The 18,772-nt window shown below is 68.3% G+C and carries 17 protein-coding genes and 1 pseudogene; 8 read left to right on the top strand and 10 right to left on the bottom strand.

The window, feature by feature from the left end; translation table 11 throughout:
- Positions 1–388: 388 nt before the first annotated feature.
- The 5 genes from ACZ58V_RS30580 to ACZ58V_RS30560 all read right to left on the bottom strand — a co-directional run bounded on the left by ACZ58V_RS30580 (position 389) and on the right by ACZ58V_RS30560 (position 4,412).
- The gene (locus ACZ58V_RS30580; protein WP_243380671.1) at positions 389–853 is read right to left on the bottom strand and encodes a GNAT family N-acetyltransferase; all 465 of its coding nucleotides are present in this window, start codon (positions 851–853) and stop codon (positions 389–391) included.
- A 319-nt stretch (positions 854–1,172) separates the two neighbouring features.
- Positions 1,173–2,297 (bottom strand): ATP-grasp peptide maturase system methyltransferase, encoded by a 1,125-nt coding sequence (gene tgmC, locus ACZ58V_RS30575; RefSeq protein WP_471293998.1) that lies wholly within the window; start codon positions 2,295–2,297, stop codon positions 1,173–1,175.
- Positions 2,297–3,247, bottom strand: a complete 951-nt coding sequence (gene tgmB / locus ACZ58V_RS30570; protein ID WP_471293996.1) for an ATP-grasp ribosomal peptide maturase — start codon at positions 3,245–3,247, stop codon at positions 2,297–2,299. The genes tgmC and tgmB overlap by 1 nt, the downstream gene beginning before the upstream one ends.
- Positions 3,244–3,555: a putative ATP-grasp-modified RiPP gene (gene tgmA, locus ACZ58V_RS30565; RefSeq protein ID WP_471293994.1), complete on the bottom strand. Its 312-nt coding sequence runs from the start codon at positions 3,553–3,555 to the stop codon at positions 3,244–3,246. Before tgmA ends, tgmB begins: the two co-directional genes overlap by 4 nt.
- Positions 3,556–3,830: 275 nt before the next feature.
- On the bottom strand, positions 3,831–4,412 hold the full coding sequence (locus tag ACZ58V_RS30560; RefSeq protein ID WP_468194538.1) for a hypothetical protein: 582 nt from the start codon (positions 4,410–4,412) through the stop codon (positions 3,831–3,833).
- Between the two features lie 107 nt (positions 4,413–4,519).
- Here ACZ58V_RS30560 and ACZ58V_RS30555 point away from each other — a divergent pair, with 107 nt between their 5' ends.
- Together ACZ58V_RS30555 and ACZ58V_RS30550 are read left to right on the top strand one after the other, a co-directional pair.
- Complete coding sequence (locus tag ACZ58V_RS30555) at positions 4,520–5,734, top strand: helix-turn-helix domain-containing protein (RefSeq protein ID WP_468194536.1); 1,215 nt, start codon at positions 4,520–4,522, stop codon at positions 5,732–5,734.
- Positions 5,731–6,273: a flavoprotein gene (locus ACZ58V_RS30550; protein ID WP_471293992.1), complete on the top strand. Its 543-nt coding sequence runs from the start codon at positions 5,731–5,733 to the stop codon at positions 6,271–6,273. The genes ACZ58V_RS30555 and ACZ58V_RS30550 overlap by 4 nt, the downstream gene beginning before the upstream one ends.
- 372 nt (positions 6,274–6,645) lie before the next feature.
- Here the strand turns inward: ACZ58V_RS30550 and ACZ58V_RS30545 are convergent, their stop codons facing one another.
- Positions 6,646–7,056 carry a VOC family protein gene (locus ACZ58V_RS30545; protein ID WP_468194530.1) on the bottom strand — a complete coding sequence of 137 codons (411 nt, stop codon included), beginning with the start codon at positions 7,054–7,056 and terminating at the stop codon, positions 6,646–6,648.
- 748 nt (positions 7,057–7,804) lie between these two features.
- On the opposite strand from ACZ58V_RS30545, the gene ACZ58V_RS30540 reads away from it, so the two are divergent.
- The gene (locus ACZ58V_RS30540; RefSeq protein WP_471293989.1) at positions 7,805–8,122 is read left to right on the top strand and encodes a DUF7660 family protein; all 318 of its coding nucleotides are present in this window, start codon (positions 7,805–7,807) and stop codon (positions 8,120–8,122) included.
- A gap of 701 nt (positions 8,123–8,823) precedes the next feature.
- Complete coding sequence (locus ACZ58V_RS30535) at positions 8,824–9,327, top strand: hypothetical protein (RefSeq protein WP_471293987.1); 504 nt, start codon at positions 8,824–8,826, stop codon at positions 9,325–9,327.
- A 287-nt stretch (positions 9,328–9,614) separates the two neighbouring features.
- Here ACZ58V_RS30535 and ACZ58V_RS30530 read toward each other — a convergent pair.
- A pseudogene (locus ACZ58V_RS30530) lies at positions 9,615–10,013 on the bottom strand (tyrosine-type recombinase/integrase); the annotation flags it as partial.
- Between the two features lie 110 nt (positions 10,014–10,123).
- Between ACZ58V_RS30530 and ACZ58V_RS30525 the strand changes: the two are divergent.
- Complete coding sequence (locus tag ACZ58V_RS30525) at positions 10,124–11,029, top strand: MerR family transcriptional regulator (protein ID WP_471293985.1); 906 nt, start codon at positions 10,124–10,126, stop codon at positions 11,027–11,029.
- Positions 11,030–12,151: 1,122 nt separating this feature from the next.
- Here the strand turns inward: ACZ58V_RS30525 and ACZ58V_RS30520 are convergent.
- Together ACZ58V_RS30520 and ACZ58V_RS30515 are read right to left on the bottom strand one after the other, a co-directional pair.
- On the bottom strand, positions 12,152–13,615 hold the full coding sequence (locus ACZ58V_RS30520) for an amino acid permease (RefSeq protein ID WP_471293983.1): 1,464 nt from the start codon (positions 13,613–13,615) through the stop codon (positions 12,152–12,154).
- A gap of 350 nt (positions 13,616–13,965) precedes the next feature.
- Complete coding sequence (locus ACZ58V_RS30515; protein WP_471293980.1) at positions 13,966–15,594, bottom strand: PucR family transcriptional regulator; 1,629 nt, start codon at positions 15,592–15,594, stop codon at positions 13,966–13,968.
- 529 nt (positions 15,595–16,123) lie between these two features.
- Here ACZ58V_RS30515 and ACZ58V_RS30510 point away from each other — a divergent pair.
- Positions 16,124–16,600: a tautomerase family protein gene (locus ACZ58V_RS30510; RefSeq protein ID WP_468194516.1), complete on the top strand. Its 477-nt coding sequence runs from the start codon at positions 16,124–16,126 to the stop codon at positions 16,598–16,600.
- 50 nt (positions 16,601–16,650) lie between these two features.
- On the opposite strand, the gene ACZ58V_RS30505 is transcribed toward ACZ58V_RS30510, so the two are convergent.
- A complete protein-coding gene (locus ACZ58V_RS30505; protein ID WP_471293977.1) occupies positions 16,651–17,235 on the bottom strand; it encodes a TetR/AcrR family transcriptional regulator in 585 nt (194 codons plus the stop codon).
- A gap of 92 nt (positions 17,236–17,327) precedes the next feature.
- On the opposite strand from ACZ58V_RS30505, the gene ACZ58V_RS30500 reads away from it, so the two are divergent.
- Positions 17,328–17,759, top strand: coding sequence for a tautomerase family protein (locus ACZ58V_RS30500; protein WP_468194511.1), 432 nt, complete (start codon positions 17,328–17,330; stop codon positions 17,757–17,759).
- Positions 17,752–18,762 carry a zinc-dependent alcohol dehydrogenase gene (locus tag ACZ58V_RS30495; protein ID WP_471293973.1) on the top strand — a complete coding sequence of 337 codons (1,011 nt, stop codon included), beginning with the start codon at positions 17,752–17,754 and terminating at the stop codon, positions 18,760–18,762. Before ACZ58V_RS30500 ends, ACZ58V_RS30495 begins: the two co-directional genes overlap by 8 nt.
- Positions 18,763–18,772: the final 10 nt, after the last annotated feature.

Below are 18,772 nucleotides of genomic sequence, written 5' to 3'. Positions count from 1 at the left end.
AGGTGGCGGTGCGCGGTCGGCTCTGGCAGGTCATCCGCTGGCCATCGACGAAGCCCGACCGTCGGCTAGGTCCCGAACGATTCTCCGGGCCGCCCCCAGACAGGCCGGGGATGCAACCATTCCCTACAGAACTGGAACCCCCGGAAGCCGACCGCGCGCTTGAGACCCTAAGGGTCTGCACTGACAACGGCCCTGTGCGTGGCTGGCTGTTGAGCGGTGAGTGTTTAACTGCGTGACAACGCCAGCGGACAACGGCGGATGAGCGCGAACGTCTGCGGACCGTCAGTGCAGGTGAGGGGCGCATCGGCTCAAGGCAGAGTCGCTGAACAAGTTGCTTCGGGACGAAGAGGTCCGGGGTTCAAGTCCCGCGCGGCACGAATCGCGTGGCTCAGCGAGGCGCGTACGCGACGCGCTCGAAGGGCCAGTCGCGGGCCAGCCAGTCGCTGACGACGAGATAGACCTCGGCATCGAGCGAAGCATGGTCCGCCCGGACCCAGGAGCGGACGTCCGTCACACCAGGCTCCTGACGTGAGCCGTATACGTAGACACAGCCGATGACTTCATCCCCCGGGACCGACAGGACGGTGTAGGTGAAGCCGACGCGCCGGTCGAAGTCCTCCGCGTGCTGACGCAGGTCGTCGAGGTTGGCCTCCAGGGTCATGCCCTCTGGCGGCGGCCAGGAGCGGCCGGCGAAGTCGGGATTGGCCCGGATGTGGGCGATGCTGGAGGTCCAGGCGGCGTGGTCGGCAACATTGTGTTGAGGGCCGAGGGGCTCCAGGCGGAAGCGGTCAGTGGCAGGCGGGTCCGGCAGGGCGAAACTGGGGGCCACGAGGAGCTGGTCAGGTGAGGTCATCGCGGGAGGGTATCTCGGACCCCTACTGATCTATCGCAATTTTTGGAAGGCAGCACCGACAGCCGTCGTGACGACCCCTGACATCCAAGCCTGACATCAACGTCTCCGGACAAGCGTGGACCTACGCACGCCGAAACGGTCGTCGCGACAACGGCCTACGGCACCAGGACTGGCCTCCGATCGAACTCCTAAAGCGGGTGTCGCAGGTTCGAATCCTGCCGGGGCACCAGCGCAAAGGCCCCGGACCGATCATGGTCCGGGGCCTTTGACATGCGCTTCTGACATCAACGCGGGCGGTCGACGGCTCCCCTCGCTTCGGCTACCAGCGAATGGTCTGGCCTTCCGGGGTAACGGTGACGGTGAACTCTTCCAGCTCCGGTGCGCCGGCGGCGTACCAGCGGCCGAGCTGTTCTTCCACGCGGTCCCACAGCCCCTCCGGCCCGCCTTGCCGGACGAGCCACCGACCGCCGTCCTCGTACACCGCGGCCCACGAACCGGAGTCGACGTCGACCAGGACGTTCTCGGTGCGCCCGTCCCGCTGCATCGTCAGCCGTTGGGCGCCCGGTACGGCGAGCTGTGTGACGAAGCGTGCGCTCCAGTTGTTCAGCACGTCGGCCCCGGTGACGGTCTCGCGTTCCTTGCCGTCGTCGAGGTCGGGGAGCATGCCGAGCGAGGGCGGCAGCTGCGGCCGGGCGAGCATGAAGGAGATCTGCCCCCCGAGCAGTTGGCCGTGGGCCACCCCGTCTTCGCCGACAGTAAGCCGGGCCAACTCCGAGGCATACAGCCACCCGCACAGGGTGGCCAGGACGACTCCGCCCGGTGCGGTCTGCTCGATCCAGGCGTGCGGCACCTCCAGCACCCCGCAGGTGGCGACCAGCCGGTCGTACGGGGCCCCGTCCTTGTGCCCGGCGAGGCCGTCACCGACAACCAACTCGGGGAAGTAACCGCAGGAACCCAGGGCAGCATTCGCCCTGCTGGACACCTCCGCGTCCACCTCCACCGACGTCACCAAGTCTTCTCCGAGTCGGTGGCACAGCAGCCCGGTCGAGTAACCGGTGCCGGTGCCGATCTCAAGCACCCGGTTGCCGTCGTCGACTTGGAGCTCCTCCAGCATCCGCACGACCAGGCTCGGCATGGTGCTGGACGACGTGGGGGTGCGCATGATCTCACCGCGGATGTCGCCCGGCACGACGGTCCCGGCGATCTGAGTGACCAGAGACTCATCCGCATAGCAGCGCTCGAGCCAGCCGGCGGTGCCGGGCAAGACTGGCCGCCAGGCGGTCGGTGCGGAGCCTTTGACCAGATCGAAGAAGCCGCCGCGCAGGAACTCATGGCGGGGCACGGTTTCGACAGCCGCGCGCCACGGCGAGGTACGCAGGAAGCCGCCATCGGCGAGTCGACCCGCCAGCGCACGGCGATGGGCTGCGGAGTCCACGAGGGTCATCAGCGCATCTTCCTTTCCAGCAGGTCGGCCATGGCCGCGAGCATCGGCAAGCCGGTCTCCGGTTCCAGCCAGTACCACTGCCCGGACGGGTTGCACTCCAGGAACCACCATTGCCCCTCACGGTCGATGGCGAAGTCGAAAGCGCCGAAGACGAGGCCGAAGCGGGCCAGGTATGCGTGCAGGGTGTCGACGATGCCGGGCGGTGGGCTGACCACGGTGTAGCGCAGACGGCTGTAGTCGGTGCGCCAGTCCAACAGGTCCGAGTCGATGCGGACAGGGAACACCTGGTCACCGATGACAGTCACGCGTACGTCCGCGGTCTTCTCGATCCGCTGCTGGAACAGGTGCGCGGTGCCGGAGACGGCCTCATCGATGTCATCGGCCGCCACCTCGGCGACCTCCACGGTGCAGGAAACCCCGTCGATGCGGTACAGCGGCGCCGACAGAGGCTTGTAGATCACGGGTGCGTGCTGCTTGATGAACGATCGCGCGGCATCCGGGTCCGAGGTGATGACCGTCGGCGGGAGATGGAACCCCGCAGCCGCAGCGGCGGCCAGGCCGGACGGTTTGAACTCGGCGTCCCCAATGCGGTGCGGGTGGTTGACGTACAGGCAGCCGGGAAGCGACGCGAGGACTCCCCCCAGGCCGTAGCGGGCCTGAGCGACCGCGAACCGGGCGTCCTGCTCGTCCGGGTGCGGGAAGGTGAAGCCTGAAGGCCGGCGGTAGTACAGGGAACGGACCTGTGTCAGGTCGGCGATCCGTGACGGCGTGGACAGCGTTCCTTCCACGCCGTTCGACGTGATCGTGGCCGTGACCGACAGGGCGTGAGGGAAGTCCCCCGAGTCGAACCGCACGACCGGGACACCCCGGTCGTGCAGCTCACCGATCACCACGTCGGCCGTGGGGTCGTCCAGATTGGTGACGACCAGCACCGGACCGAGATCGCTCACTGGTCGGTGTCGTTCCCGGTGTCCTGGTCACCGCCGCCGCTGCCACCGCCGCCGGAGCCGTCTGACGGGTTACCGGTGTTGGTCGCCGGATTCGTGCCACTGCTGGTGCCGTGCTTCCCCATCTCCAGCACATGGCCGTCGGCGTCGAAGTAGCGAGCCGTCTGGGTGGTTCGGTCGAGCTCGACGCGGGCGTAGCCCGACGCCATCGCCGGATACGGAGCCATGCGCCGCACACCCCAAGGTGACGGTGTGGCCGCGCCGGACGGCAGAGGCGTCCCGGTCGGGAGCCGATCGGAGTGAGTAAACAAGAGTTCTTCCTCTCTTCTTCGGTTGCTTGACGAGCCAGCCCCGGCGCTCGACCTGTCCTGGGTTGGGGCCGGGGCGGGACTCTCCTTGGGTCAGGCGCCACGGCGCGCGTCCCGGCATTCCCTGCTCAGCCGTACGGCTTCCGGGCACGTCAGCCGAAGGTTCGCGGCCTGGTCATCAGTGGCCGTGCACGTCGGGCACGTCATGCAGTGGTCCGCCAAGCGCTCGAACGCGGCTGCCCAGGGGGCGTCGACGGACGACGGATACTCGCGGCCGCTCATGCCTCCGGCTCCGCGGGCATGCAGTGCGGTCCGGCGGCGATCAAGCGGGCGACCTCGACGGGCGAGCACAGCGCCGAGGGCAAGTCCATGGGCGCCGACCAGTAGGTGGCGCGGGGACGAGTCCATTGCACGGCGTCCACCCTCGGCACGCCGAGGTAGCTGCCGCAGCCCAGGCAGTCAACGTCCATGGCCCGCCAGTCGTCGAGCGCCTGGTGCCAGGTTCTGGGCATTCTCGCGGGGACCAGGGCGTAGTACCGGCGGAAGCGCGGATCGCAGATGACCGGGCCGCCGTCGAGGGTCTCGCGCAGGAACTGGTCCAGCTTGGGGGCCTCGGTGATGCCAGTCAGGGCGACGAGGAGGCGGCCGGGGATCCGCACAGCGGAGAACAGGGTGCCCAGCGGCAGCAGCGTCACCTGGTGCTGGTCCCATTCCAGCCGGGCGCGGTCACGGCTCGGTGCCGGAAGGGTTGCCAGCAGCCAGTGCTCCGAGGCCAACCGCCGGTCAGCGGTGGGGTGAATGAGCACACCGGGCGCAGCCTCGATCGGTCGTAAGGCCAGATGGCTGTGATCGCTGTTCATGCTCGCGTCTCCCCTGTCGCATGTGGTCCGCCTCACACATGGGACGGTAGGGCGCGGTACAACAGAGCTGGGCACGCAAAGTGCGTGCCTTGTACGGGGGCACTGGGATGGACACTTCAGGCATCGGCCGGCGCATTGCCTACTGGCGAGCCGAGCGCGGCTACACCCAGTCGGACTTCGGTCACCTCATGGGCCAGACGAAGCGCTGGGTGCAGGACATCGAAGGCGGCAAGCGCCAACAGGACCCGCGGCTTTCGGTACTGGTGCGCGCGACCGAGATCCTCCGCGTCCCCCTGGAGCAGCTCTTGACCGACACTGCGCCCCAGCAGCCCGCAGACAGCACCCCGCCCGCTGACGTCCTCCGCGTCATCGACGCCCTGTACGGCCCCGACCGCGACGACGACGTGCCCCCGCGCCATGTTCTGCAACGCCGCCTCGACTATTGCTGCGTGGCCTTCCAGGCCTGCCACTACGCTGCGCTCTCCCGGGACCTGCCCGCACTGATCGGGGATGCCGGGCGGGCGGTGCACACGGCGCCGGTCGGCGAGCAGGGTGAGGCGCACGCGCTGCTTTCCCGCGTGTACCAGCTCGTCACCTCGTACCTGCATAAGTACGGTGCGGCGACGGCGATCCCGGCGGCGCTCGCCGCTGACCGGGCGCTGGTCGCCGCCGAGCGGTCCGGTGATCCGGTGCAGATGGGCGCGGCTGCCCGGCGGGTCGCGAAGAGCCTCGTCTACCAGCAGCGTCCGGCTGCGGCGGTCGAGTTCGCGACAGCAGCCGCGCGGCGCCTGGCCGACGGGCTCACCGACCGCGGGGCGCTCGGCCTGTCCACCCTCGGAATGCTGTACCTGTCCGCCGCACTCGCCGAGTCCTCGCAGGAGCGGACCCCCGGGCGCGTCGCAGCGGCGGGCGGGTATGTGGCCGAGGCCGGGGACGTAGCCGCGCGGCAGGGCGCCGACCTGGACGAGGACTACACCCAGTTCGGGCCGACGAACGTCACCTTGCACCGGATGGACGTGCTGCTCCGCTTCGCGGACGGATGGTCCGCGCTCGAAGCCGCAGAGGATGCGAGGCCCGAAGCGCTCGCGGGGATGACCCGGGAGCGGCAGGCCGGGCACCGGGTCGCCATCGCGCGCGCCTCGCTGCTGACCCGACGCAAGGGCGCCGCCGCAGCAGCCCTGCTCCAGGCCGACGAGTTGGCGCCCGAGGAGGTGCGCGGACGCCCGGAGACGGTGAACCTCGTCAAGGACGTCGTTCGCGTTACCCGGGACCCCGGACCGGCCTTGCGCACGCTCGCCGAGCATTGTGGACTGCGGGCATGACCCAAGTGCTCTACCTCATCGCCTGCGCCGCTGGCCCGACCCAGCACATTGACGACGGCGTCCGCGCCGCGCAGGACGACGGCTGGGACGTATGCCTGATCCTCACCCCGTCCGCAGCGACCTGGTGGGAGCCGCGCGTGGAGGAACTCGTCGAGCTGACCGGGCACCCGGTTCGGTCGCGGTACAAGCTGCCGTGGGAGAAGGACGCCCTACCGAAGGCCGACGCAATGCTGGTAGCGCCGATGTCGTGCACCACGTTGAACAAGTGGGGGGCCGGCATCTCGGACACTGTCGCCATCGGTATCCCGTCGGAAGCGGTGCACATGGGCGTGCCAGTCGTAGCGATGCCCTACTTCAACCAGGCTCAGGGCGCGCAGCCAGCGGTGGCACGGTCGATTGCTGTCCTGCGCGAGCAGGGCATTCTGTTCCTCGATGGCGCGGACGGATACCAGTCGCACCCTCCGAAGCGGGGGAATCCCCAGGCGTTTCCATGGGGGAAGGCGCTCGCTGGCGTTCGGCGACAGACCGGCGATCGCTGAACAGCGGACGTGACGAAACGCCCCCTCCCGCCCGAAGGCGAGAGTGGGAAAGAGCTCTTAAGGGAACTGACGGCGGAGTTCTCCCCGTCACGGAAGCCCGTACGGCCTCTGTACCTCATGCCCATACCCCATCCGATGGACGACCACGGCCACTGTCAACCATCAGCCGGGACCGAAGTGTCAAGCATCTACCGGGACCGGACAGGCCCCAGCAGCCCGACTGAGTTACAACTTCCATGGCGTCCAGGTCGTTCGTACAGTGGCGCGCTCCACCTGGACGCCATGAGCCACGCCCGCTCCACGGTGTGTGGGTCGACGGCGGACGGGATGGGAGCTGGGGAGAGTGGTGGGTGAGGAAATGTGGGCGGCTAATTAGTCGCGCTTGGGCCAGATCGGGCCCTGGTCGGTCCAGATGACGCCCTTGTTGCGGCACAGGCAGAAGGGGTGGCCGATCGGGTCGGTGTAGACCTGCCAGCCGTAGCCGTTGGGGCCGATGAAGTCCTGCCTCAGCGTCGCGCCGAGGTCGAGGACGCGGCGCTGCTCGGACTCGATCTCGTCCACTTCGAAGTCGAGGTGGAACTGCTTGGGGTGCTCGCTGTCGGGCCACTGCGGAGCGCGGTAGTCGTCCACCCGGATGAATGCCAGCTCGATCTCGCCGAACTGGATGCCAGCCCAGTTCTCGGAGCTGCCTTCCTTGATCGGACGGCCCGTCACCTCGGAGTAGAAAGCCGCCAGCTTCATCGTGTCCGGGCAGTCGATAATGAAATCGGTGAGTCGCAGCATCCCGCGATCTTGGCACAAGCTCACACCCGACTTCGAGACAGGCTCTGCGTTGGGTTTGTCAAGTGCGCCCCTCATCGCTGACATCAACGGCCGACATCAACAGGGGCGAACGGCAGCGGTCAGCGCCGAACACCGACGGACGATCCATCGAGGCCCAGAGCGAGTTGGCCGACGTGCATGACCCCACATGATCGACCTGATAAGGATGAGGCCACAGGTTCAAACCCTGTTAGCCCTACCAGCCAGAAGACCCCCGGGCCAATGGTCCTGGGGTCTTCTGACACCCGCGATGTACACGACGCCGTTGATCATCACCCAGGGGGCGTCAAGTCGTTCGTACGTGGCGCGCTCGACCTTGGCGCCCCTGAAGCACGCCCGCTCCACGGTGTGTGGGTCGCAGGCGGACAGGATGGAAGCTCCGAAGATGTGTCGCTCGGGCGAACCAGCGCTCCCGCCTTACGCCTTATCCCCAACGAGCACAACGATCACCACTACGATCAGGATCAGGATTGCCGCACCCCACCAGTCCTGCGGCCTCCTTCCCGGAAGCGGCGGACGGTCACGTTCTCCCGCCCCGAGCATCAGCCCACATTGCCGACAGAAGCGCAGACCGGGCCCCCAGACCTTCCACTCGGCCGCACATCTCGCGCATCGAACTATCCGACCCTGATCCACCATCCTGAGAGGCTAGAGCGTCTCAACCGGACGCGGTTGCAGATTCCGCCCTTCATGAGGGCGTGCCCTATGCGTGCCCGTAGCAGCATCGTCGGCGAAGATCCTCAGGCGATGGCTAGAGTGGCGCCATGCTGCAGCTCCCGCCCGGCCGTCTCGAGGACGAAGTCACGAGCAGGGAGGATCTGGTGGCCTTCATCGCCCAGCTCCGGGACGACTTCGTGAAGGGGGCGAGCAGTGGGAGAACGCCACCTTGGACCGCTTCTTGGATGCGCTGGCTGCCTGGATCAGGGCCTCCCCCGGTTGGTACAGGAACTCCGACCAGGAAATGCCCCCCAACGGCGACTGGACTCTCTTCGCTCGTGCCCTGAGTGCCGCAATCGTCTACGAGTAGGCGTCCACGCCCTGCGCTGCACCAGATCGATCCTCGGCACCGCACCACAAGCGCACCAGATGGGGCGGGGAACACCGGGGAACCACGGCGAAAGCACAGAGCCCAGCGGGACCAAACATCCACCACTCGCCCAGGTCAGCACCCAAGCCAGCCCCAAATGACCGCAGCTTCCCAAGCTATGGCTCCTGGGTGAGACTCAGTAGCTCTCGCAAGCAGTTGCCCCACAGTCGCACCCTGCATGCACAGGCTCTGCCAGACTCGCTTCAGGGGGCGTTGCGCTGGGGTGACACGGCAGGGACGAGCGTGCGGAAACCCGGCCGGATGGACGGCTACTGCCATCTGCACGGTGGTGGAGGTCGACGAAGCCGAAGCCCACGTGTCTCTGCTCCTCCCCGACTTCCGCGCACGCCGGCGCGTCAGGAACCGCAGCCACAGGGCCGGCGGAGAGGCTGGTTCTGGTGGCTGAGGTGGCTCTTCATGGGTTGGTTCGAGGCGCTGCGTAACGCGGTAAGCCGACGCCCATAACGGTGCTGGCTGGGCCGTCCCTGGGCCGTCCGAGGCCGCTCGACAGTGGCCAATGACGACCAACGACGACCACCAGGCGCACGAGCCCACCGCTCCTGAGCAGCAAAAACCCAGCTCACCAAGATCCCCGGCAAGACCCAGGGCAACAAGAAGCCCAGGCCCGCCGGTAACGTTCGATGCCGGTCACCACGGGTGAGGGGCAGCAAGTGACGCAGGGCAGTAACTCGAACTATCAGGTGGGCAACATACTCCGGGTGTCGTGTACGCCGACCCCGGCGCGGGTTACTGAGGTATCGAGGTTCTATGTGTCGATCGAGTGGCCATGGGGAGAAGCCGATCCTGACTCGCAGTACGGCTGGAACGGCCGATTCGCCCTTCCTGTCGAACCCGACGGCTGGGAGTGGTCACTCTTCCGAACGGAACAGGACCCACGAACCCTGAAGCCGCACGACACATGCCTCGTCGGCATCCCTGAGACACTGGTGCGCGTCATCGATGTCGGGCACTACGACCCGCCAATGGATACCGGCCGGCTGCCTCGGCCACACACCTTGCTGATCGTGCTTCCTGTCGATCGCCCCAGCGTCGCAGGGGGCAGCGAAGACGAAGGGGACACGATCGAGCTGGACTCCGCTGCGCCTATCGCGATTGAAGGAGTCTCTACAAACGGATCCTGCTAGGTCGTCCTCGACGAGGTTTGCAGCAGGTCGCGAGACCAACCCCGTTGGTCTCGCACGTGAATCCCTGTGCCAGAAGAACTGTGCCAGATCGTACGGTGAACCACGGGGAACACCGGGGAGCCAATCGGCCGCCCACCAGGCACCGACACTCCTCCGCCGCAGGTCAGCCCCGGAGCAAGCCGCAAGGGCCTTAGCTTCCCAAGCTGAGAGCGCGAGTTCGATTCTCGTCACCCGCTCCACGAAGAAGGCCCAGGTCAGAGACCTGGGCCCTTTGCTGTCCGCTGTGATCACTGGCCGCGTGCCAGATTCATGCCAGAAGGTGTCTCGGCCGTCTTCCGGGCAGCCTCTTCCCGGGCTTTCCGGACGGTGGCATCGAGGCCGGCGGCGACCTCCTCCTGGCGCTCCTCGTCGGAGTGCTGATAGATCAGCGCGGCCTTCTCGGACGAGTGTCCGGCGCGCACCATGGTGTCCTTCAGGGTGGCGCCCGACCGAGTGGAGAGCGTGGGCCCGGTGTACCGCAGGTCGTAGAACCGGAAGCCCTCCGGCATGCCGACGACCTCCCGGGCCTTCCGCCACTTCCGCCCGAAGGTGCTGCGCCAGAAGGGAGCCCCCTTCTCACCGACGAAGAGCAGCCCGTCCGGCCCCGGCTCGGCGTAGGACTCCAGATGCCAGCGAAGCTCCCGGCGGGTGCTTCTCCTGGCACGGGTGCCGGGCGGAGTGACTCGGGTTGCACCTTCCGTAGCGGCATGTGGTCCGGTGGACTCACGTCCCGCCCCACTGAGGAAGGCCCCTGCTCATGTATTCGTCCTTCATCCCGCCGCGCCGGGTCAAGATCGGTGACGCGGCGGCCTTCGTCGGCACCACACCGCGGGCGATCCGTCACTACCACGAGATCGGCCTGCTCCCCGAGCCCGTGCGGGGCGGCGACGACCGCCGCCGCTACGGCTACGAAGACATGATCCGGCTGCTGTGGATCCGCAAGATGGCCGACGCCGGGATCGCCCTGGACGACATCCGTGACGCCTTCGCCGACACGGCTTCCGCCGGTGCCGACAGCGACGACGGCATCGCGAGCATCCTGGAACGGCTGGAGGAAACCCTCGTCGCCCAGGAAGCAGAACTGCGGCGGCAACGGACTGCCGTGCAGCGCATGCGTACCGAGGGCAGCAGGATGGGTCTGCTCTCCGACTTCGTCACCAGCCGCCTCAAGAGCCTGCCCGAGGGCTCCCTGCGCCAGGCGGACCTGGACAGCCTGCTTGTCACCGAGCGGATCTTCGGCCCGCTCGGTGCGGCCGTCCAGGCCACCCGTTTCATCGCCCTGGCCACTCACCCAGATCTGCGGGAGGACTCCGACCGTATTGATGCCGCCGAGGAGGCACTCGATGACACGATCGCTGTCGATGACCCCCGCGTGGCCCGGGTGGCTGCCGAACGGCACGCCTTCGAAAAGGCGCTGCAAGCCGTTATCGAGGATTCCGGCCTGGCGGAGAGCGACGACGCGCTCTTCGAGTCCTGGGACACTTTGCACCCCGCTACCGCTGATGAGGGTGAGGACGAGGCCGGCCAAAGCTCTGGCAGGGGGCAAGAGTCCATGAGCGCATTCGAAGCCACAGGAAAGATGCCCTACGACTTCTCCCCGGCCCGCCTGCGCTGCATGGAATTGGCCGAAGAACTCGCCGCCCACGAGTCACCCGCTTCCTAGAACACGGCCTAGGTGCCGCTTGACCGCAGCGCGAGATGCGCAGCGGGGCGGCACGGACGACCTACTCGGGCGCACCGTTGCTCGAAATCCGGAGGAAGCCAACCGCGGTTGAGTAAACGCGGGTGGGCAGGGAACGCGGTGATCGCAGCGAGAGCGAAGGCGAGCGAAGCCCACGGCGTCTGCACTCGAACCGTCGTCTGGTAACCGCGAGTGTCGATGAAGCTCGTCTGGAACACGTCAGGAGCCGCGAGCTCGATGGAGCTCAACGCCCGCCAGTCAAGGTCTAGTTCGGCAGCATGCGCAAAGTGGAGCCTCTGCAGCGTGAGGGTGACTTCGCCGGTACCGTCCACCACCCACCGTGGCTGAGCATCACGCGCTGCCTGACGACGTCGGGCGGAGTTCCCGATGGCAGAGCCCACCAAGGAGCCGACCACAAAGCCAGGGCTGCCGAAGGCAACCATGTTGGTGTGCGTGTATCTCCCGCTACCGAGGGGCCTCCAGGTCAGGCGTTGACCCGGCCCTACTGCGAGTGCACGATCACCGTGCTGCAGTCGCGCGGTCGTGGCCACGATGGGCCGGCGGGCCGCTTGTCCTTCGAGGACATCGGCGAGGATGTCGCATGAGTGCCAGAGGTACTCATCGACCGGCGACCATGACGGTTGACCAGAGTTCTCTGGCGGCGGTGCAAAGGGGTTAGCCACTGTCGCTCCAGCCTCCCGTCAGGAGTCAAGGACTACCGTGCGCGATCAAGCCTACTCAGATCGTTCTGCCTGTCGGCCCGCCAACTGCCCACTCACGTAACGGCGACTGCACCATAAGCGCACCAGAACGGGCGGGGAACCACGGTGAAGGCACTACAGCTCAACGAGGCCGCAGCTCAGCCGTTCGCCCAAGTCAGCGCTGAATTAGGCTCTAAAGCGGTGTCGCAGGTTCGAATCCTGCCGGAGGCGCCAGGCAAAAGGCCCCGGACCGATCATGGTCCGGGGCCTTTGACATCTGCTTCTGACATCGACGCGGGCGGTCACTCGCAACCGCCCCTGAAGAAGAACGCGGGGCACCCTCCCGACAAGCAGAGGGCACCCCCGTCAACTCGGCCAGAGCCAAGCGCGGCGTCCGCGGCCGCTACTGGGGCACGACCGCGTCCTTGGCGTTCTCCGGGCGCCTGCGCTCCCGGACCAGTGCGATCGCGATCACCAGAGCGGCCACGAGCAAGGAGAGCAGTACCTGGCTGCGTCCGCCGCCCTCCTTGTCGTCGGTGAGCATGTAGACGAGGACGAACGAGATCATCGCGATCGTCACCCACGTCAGATACGGGAACAGCCACATCCGGACGACGAGCTTCTCCGGGTTCTCGCGCAGGATGATCCCCCGCATCCGCAGCTGCGAGAAGCAGATGACCAGCCACACGAAGAGCGCGACCGCACCCGAGGAGTTCAGCAGGAACTGGAACACCGTGTCGGGCCACAGGTAGTTGAAGGCGACCGCCACGAAGCCGAAGGCCACGGAGGCCAGGATCGCGGGCTGCGGGACACCTCGCGCGTTCGTCCGTACGAAGGACCGCGGGGCGTCGCCGCGCTGCCCGAGGGAGAAGGCCATACGGGAGGCGGTGTAGAGGCCGGAGTTGAGACAGGACAGCACGGCGGTCAGCACGATGAAGTTCATGATCTCGCCGGCGTGCGGGATGCCGATCGAGTCCAGGGCCGCGACGTACGACCCCTTCTTCTCGATCGCGGGGTCGTTCCACGGCAGCAGGGCGACCACGACGAGGATCGAGCCGATGTAGAAGACGCCGACCCGCCAGATCACGCTCCGGGTGGCCTTCGCGACCGCCCGCCGCGCGTCCGGGGACTCGGCGGCGGCGAGGGTGACGATCTCGCTCCCCATGAAGGAGAAGACGACCAGCAGGATGCCGGTGAGGATCGCTCCGGAGCCGTTCGGCAGGAAGCCGCCGTGTTCGGTGAGGTTGCCGAAGCCCGTCGCGGCATGGTCGGTGCCGGGCAGCACACCGAAGATCGCCAGGACGCCCAGGAGGATGAAGCCCGCGATGGCGACGACCTTGATGCCGGCGAACCAGAACTCGAACTCGCCGAAGGAACCGACCGAGATCAGGTTGGTGGCGGTGAGGACCACCATCACGATCAGCGCCCAGGCCCACTGCGGCACGGCCGGCACCCACCCTTCCAGGATCACGGCACCCGCCGTCGCCTCCACGGCGAGCACGACGACCCAGAAGAACCAGTACAGCCAGCCGATCGAGAACCCGGCCCAGCGGCCCAGCGCCCGGTCCGCGTAAGCGGAGAAGGAGCCGGAGGTCGGGTAGGCCGCGGCCATCTCGCCGAGCATCCGCATCACGAACACGACCAGGGCCGCGACCAGCGCGTACGACAGCAGGATGCCGGGCCCTGCGGCGGCGATACCGGAGGCGGAGCCCACGAAGAGGCCTGCGCCGATCACACCACCGATGGCGATCATGGACAGATGGCGGTTCTTGAGACCGGCCTTCAGGCCTGCCTGCTCCGGGGACGACTGGCCGTCGGCAGGTGGGGCGGTGTCAGGGGCCGGAGCATCTGGGGGACGTGTGGTCATGTCGACATCCATCCGTCGAGGGGTCGGGAAGCCGTGTGGGGAGTGGCTGCCGTGGTTGCTGGGGCACTTCCTCACCGGTCACCGGTTCGCAGATCACCGAGGGAGGCGATGGCCTTGAGGATCCCGAAAGCGTTCAGGGTGCGGCTCGCGGTATCCGGATGCCGTGCAGGTGATGGGGTGGTCACCGCACGTCCGCGCCGCGCTCCGCCTCCTCATGAGAGGCGGCCCGTTTCACTTACGGGAGGAGATTTGCGCCAGCGTATGAGGGGGCGTGGGGCAGCAGGCTTGTCCAGTAGGACGAATTCATCGCCGATGGCTGTACGGCCCGCCGATGCGGAGGGGGAGCGGGATCAGATGCCGGGCGGCAGCCGCAACTGGAGCATGGCAAGCAGACGCTGGTCAGGACGGCTCAGGTCGAGACCGGTCAGCTCCTCGGCCCGGCGAAGGCGGTAGCGCAGCGTGTTGGGGTGCACATGCAGCTGGGCGGCGGCCGCCCGTACGTCACCGAAGGAATTCAGGTAGGTCAGAAGGGTCTCCGCCAGGCGGCCCTGGTGCCGGCTGTCGTGGGCGACAAGGGCGGTCAGCCGTGGATCCCGTATCTCGGGATGGCCGGAAAGCAGCGTCAGCACTTCACTGACCAGTACTTCCGCCTGGATGTCCGGCAACGCGGCGACCGCGGTGGGGACGTCGGCTCCCAGCATGGCATCGAGGATGCGGTCGGCCTCCCGGCGCGACTCCGTGACGTCGCCGAGCGTGGACACCACGCAACCGACCGAGCCACGCAGTGGCAGGCCCAGGTGCCGGCGTACGGCGTCGGTGATCTCCTGACCCCAGCCGCGCAGCGTGTCTATGTCGATGCTGCGCGGCAACTGGGGCAGGAGCACGTAGATGCGGGGATCGACCTGCGTGACCAGCGCGCTGCGATGCCGGGCGGCTATGTGCACGGAGACCAGGTTGGTGACTTCGGCGTGGGTCAGCTCCGGTGCGGCGACGGCCTCCGCGCTTCCGTACGAGAAGCCCAGGACGGCGGCCGGGCGGGTCGCGTCGAATCCCAGGTGGGTGGCGAGCGGCTGTGGCCCGGTGTTCCCCTCCAGAAGTCCGGCCAGCAGGGTCCGGGTGAACGTCAGGTTCTCCGAGTGCTCCCGGCGGCGGCGCACCAGATGGAGCACGGCGACCCGGGCGGCACCCAGCAGTGCCTGGCCCGAGCGTTCGGACAGCGGTGTCGAGCCCTCCTGCACCCAGATGGTCCCCAGCTGCCGGTCCCCGGACCGGATGGCCACCGCGAGCCGACGGCGGATCCCCAGCTCGGGGTGACTGTCGATGCTGATCACCTCGTCGCTGGAGTGCAGGTGCTGGAACACACCCCACTCGCGCAGCTTCGCCAGATACGCCTCCGGTCCCTGCCAGCCGAGGATGGAGCGCCGCCGCAGGTCATCGATCTCGTCGGAGTCGGTGGAGCGGGAGTACGCCAGCACCCGGTTGGCGGCGTCCTCGATGCTGACGATGCCGCTGGTGAGGATGGCGGTGGTCTGGGCGAGCGAGAACAGGTCGCTCTCCTCGGCTTCGCCGGAGTGGCCCGGCGGCGCGTCGTCGAGGGCGGCGCGGGCCAGCGCATGCACCTGTTCCCAGCGTGCTTCGCTGCGCAACGAGAGCAGGGCGACCCCGGCCTCGGTGGCGGTCTCGCTGAGGGCCGCGGCCTGGCCGGGGCCCTCCGTTTTGACCACGACGCCGGCGGCTCCGTCGCGCCCGGCGGCCCGCAGCGCGGGATAAGCGGCTCGGCCACGGGCACCGATGACGAGTACCAGCTCGCCCGGCTGAGTGGTCGGCGGCTCCTCGGGATCGAGCAGGGCAACGCCGCGGATCTCGACGTCCAATCCGGCGGGAGCGGCCTGCACCTCCACCAGCGAATCGCCCAGAGCCATGAGCAACTCGCGCAGGCTGATGCTCGCGGGAAGCGGAGTTACCGCGGCCGGATCCATGATCGTCGCCTTCACTGGGAGCCACGCCGGAGCCCTGATGCTATCTGTCCGGCGACAAGCACCGCACTGGAGCTGTTTGTGGACCGCGGCGCGTGCGACGGCACGATGCCTTTCGAGCTGGATCAGGAACACGTGGTTCGTTCGTGGGACTCGGTCAGGCCGCTCACCGCATCCGCCCGCGCCTGAGCGATGCGTGCGCGGATGGCCAGGCAGCAGCCGTCTCGAGCCGGATCAGGAATGATGCCCGCACCTCTGACCTGCACAGACAGCAGTGGGCGGCAGGGCAGACGAGGCTGGTGGCCGACGACAGCCGCTCACAGCTGCGGCTGAGCGCGCCGGTCGAAGACGGTGATCATTCGCGGGTCAGGCCCATCTCGCCCGCGCGCAGTCCGGCACCAGGCAGCACACGGCAGAGAGTGGATCCACCGCGCCGCCGTGATCTCGGACTGAGTGCCCACACTCCGAGTATGACAGTCGTTATAAGCGGGTGTAACCTCGAAATCTATAACGCCCGTCATAGGAGGACGCAGTGACGATCATTACCGTGAACGCCCCCAAGGGACGCCTCGGCCTCGAGCAGCGACGTGAGCTGGCCGAGACACTGACGGACGCGGTACTGGTGCCCGAGGTGGGACGGGCCGCCCCGGCCGCCCGCGTCGGGTTCCAGGTGCACTTCGTCGAGCGCGAGCCGGACATGATGGCCATCGGCGGACGGCTGCTTTCGGACGCCGGTCAGGAACTCGATGTGATGGTGATCGACATCGCGGTCATGGACGCCGCCTGGCAGCCGGACGTACGCGGCCAGGTCATCGAGCGCGTCCTGGCCGCGCTGGCGGAGTCCTGCGGACTGGAGAAGCCGTCACCGACGTGGTGGGTCAACTTCCGCGTGATCGACGAGGGCAGCTGGGGCTCGTCCGGGGGCGTGCTGTCCGTCCTCCCGCTCCTTGAGAGCGGTGTGTTCACGGAGGAGAGGGCCAAAGCCGTCCGCGCCGCGCTGGGCGCCTGAAGTCCGACGGCGACGGGCTTCCGGCACGCGTGGAGCCCTGTCCCCGTCGGTCAGCCCTTGATCGCGGCGCGGACGAGGGCCTGCAACTGCTCCGCGGTGTGGTCCAGCGGCTGAGTGCTGCGCTTGGCGCGGCACATGGCCACGGTCCCCTCGACCGCCGCGACGATCAGCGTCGCGAGCTGTGCCGCCTGCTCGGGCTCGGCGCCGTGCTCGCGCAGCGAGGCCGCCAGCAGGCCCTCCCATTCCTCGAAGACGTCGGCGGCGGCCGCCAGCGCGGTGGGCGTCTCGTCGGCGGGCGGCTCCTCGATGGAGACGGCGAGGACCGGGCAGCCCGCCCGGAAGTCACTGTCCACGACGATCTTGCGCCACAGGTCGAGGAAGGCCCGCAGCCCGGCGACCGGGCCCGCCTCCAACTCCCCGCGCAGCCTGCGGGCGACCCACTCGCCCGTGTGGCGGACGGCCTCGGTCGCCAACTGCTGCTTGCCCTCGGGGAAGTAGTGGTACGTCGAGCCGAGCGGCGCCCTGGCGTGCTTGGCCGTCTCACGGATGCTCGTCGCGTTCAGACCGCGCCGGCTGATCATGTCGGCCGCGCCGGCCACGATCCGCTCGCGCGCAGTCGGGCTGTGCTTGGTCACGTACGCGGTCCCTTCCGACCCCACTGGCTATAACGGACGTCATAGTCTAGCGTGACCGCCACCTATAACGACTGTCATAGAAAGGCACGTCCATGCCGCTGATCCAGCTCACGGCCCCGGCCGCCGCCCTGACCGAAGAAGGCCGCCGGTCCGTCCAGCGCGACCTCGCCGGCGTACTGCTGCGCTGGGAGGGCGCACCCGACACACCCTTCTTCCGCGCCCAGGCGTGGAGCTACCTCGTCGAACTGCCCGAAGGCGCCCAGACCACCGCCGAGGACGACGCGCCGCGCTTCCTCGTGGAGGTCACCGTCCCGCAGGGCGCCCTGTCCGAGCGCCGCAAGGCCGGCCTGGTCGAGGAGGCAACGCAGACCGTCCTGGCCGCCGCCGGACTCACCCCGGACGACGCCCTGCGGGTGTGGGTGCTGGTGCATGAGCAGCCCGACGGCACCTGGGGCGCGGGCGGCTCCGTCATCCGCCACGCCGACCTCGTCGCCCTGGCGAAGGGGCAGAGCACCGATGCGTGAACTGACCTATGCCGCCAAGCGCACCGTCGAGTGGCGCGAGGCGCCCGACCCCGCGCTTCACTCCGACCGGGAGGCGATCGTCGCCCCGGTGGCGGCCACGCCCTGCGATGTGGACTCCTCGATCCTCGCCGGACACGGCTTCATCGATCCGCCCTTCGCCCTCGGCCACGAGTGCGTCGCCCGGGTCGTGGAGACCGGCGACGCCGTCACCGCCGTAGCCCCCGGTGACCTGGTCGTCGTCCCCTGGTCCATCAACTGCGGCACCTGTGACCGCTGCCGGGCCGGGCTGACCGCGCACTGCACCGCCGTCCCCTACATGGCGATGTACGGCGCGCCGATCGGCGGCAGTTGGGGAGGACTCTTCTCCGACCTGGTCCGCGTGCCCTACGCCGACGCCATGCTCGTCCCGCTCCCGGCCGGCCTCGACCCGGTCGCCATGGCCTCCGCCAGCGACAACTGGTCCCTGGCCTGGCGCCTGGTCGCCCCCCACCTCAAGGCCCGTCCCGGAGCCCGGGTCCTGGTCGTCGCCCGCGGCAGCATCGGCCTGTACGTGTGCGACATCGCCCGCGCGCTCGGTGCCTCCGAGGTGCTCTACGTCGACCCCGACCCCGAACACCGCACTCTGGCCCGTACTTTCGGCGCCGCCACCGCCGAGACCCTGGAGCCGGTCCCGCAGAGCTTCGACATCGCCGTGGAGGCCACCGGCCGCGTCGAGCAGCTCGCCCTCGCCCTCAAGTGCCTGACGCCGGAAGGGATCTGCGAGAGCGCGGGCAACCACTTCCGGCCCGGCGAGCTGCCCCTGCTCGACATGTACCTCACCGGTGTCACCCTGCGTATCGCCCGCGACAGCGTGCGCGCGCACATCCCCGACGCCCTCGCACTCGCCGCCTCCGGCACGGTCGCCCCGCAGAAGGTGGTCTCCCACGTCATCGACTGGGAGGACCTGCCGGACGCGCTGCCGGAGAAGCTCCTCAAGCCGGTCTTCGTCCGGGCCGATGAGTGACCGCACCCGG

The sequence above is a fragment of the Streptomyces sp. NPDC040589 genome, from assembly GCF_055594445.1.
Note: the sequence above shows the minus strand (reverse complement) of the source record. Positions and strands in the feature narration are given on the sequence as shown.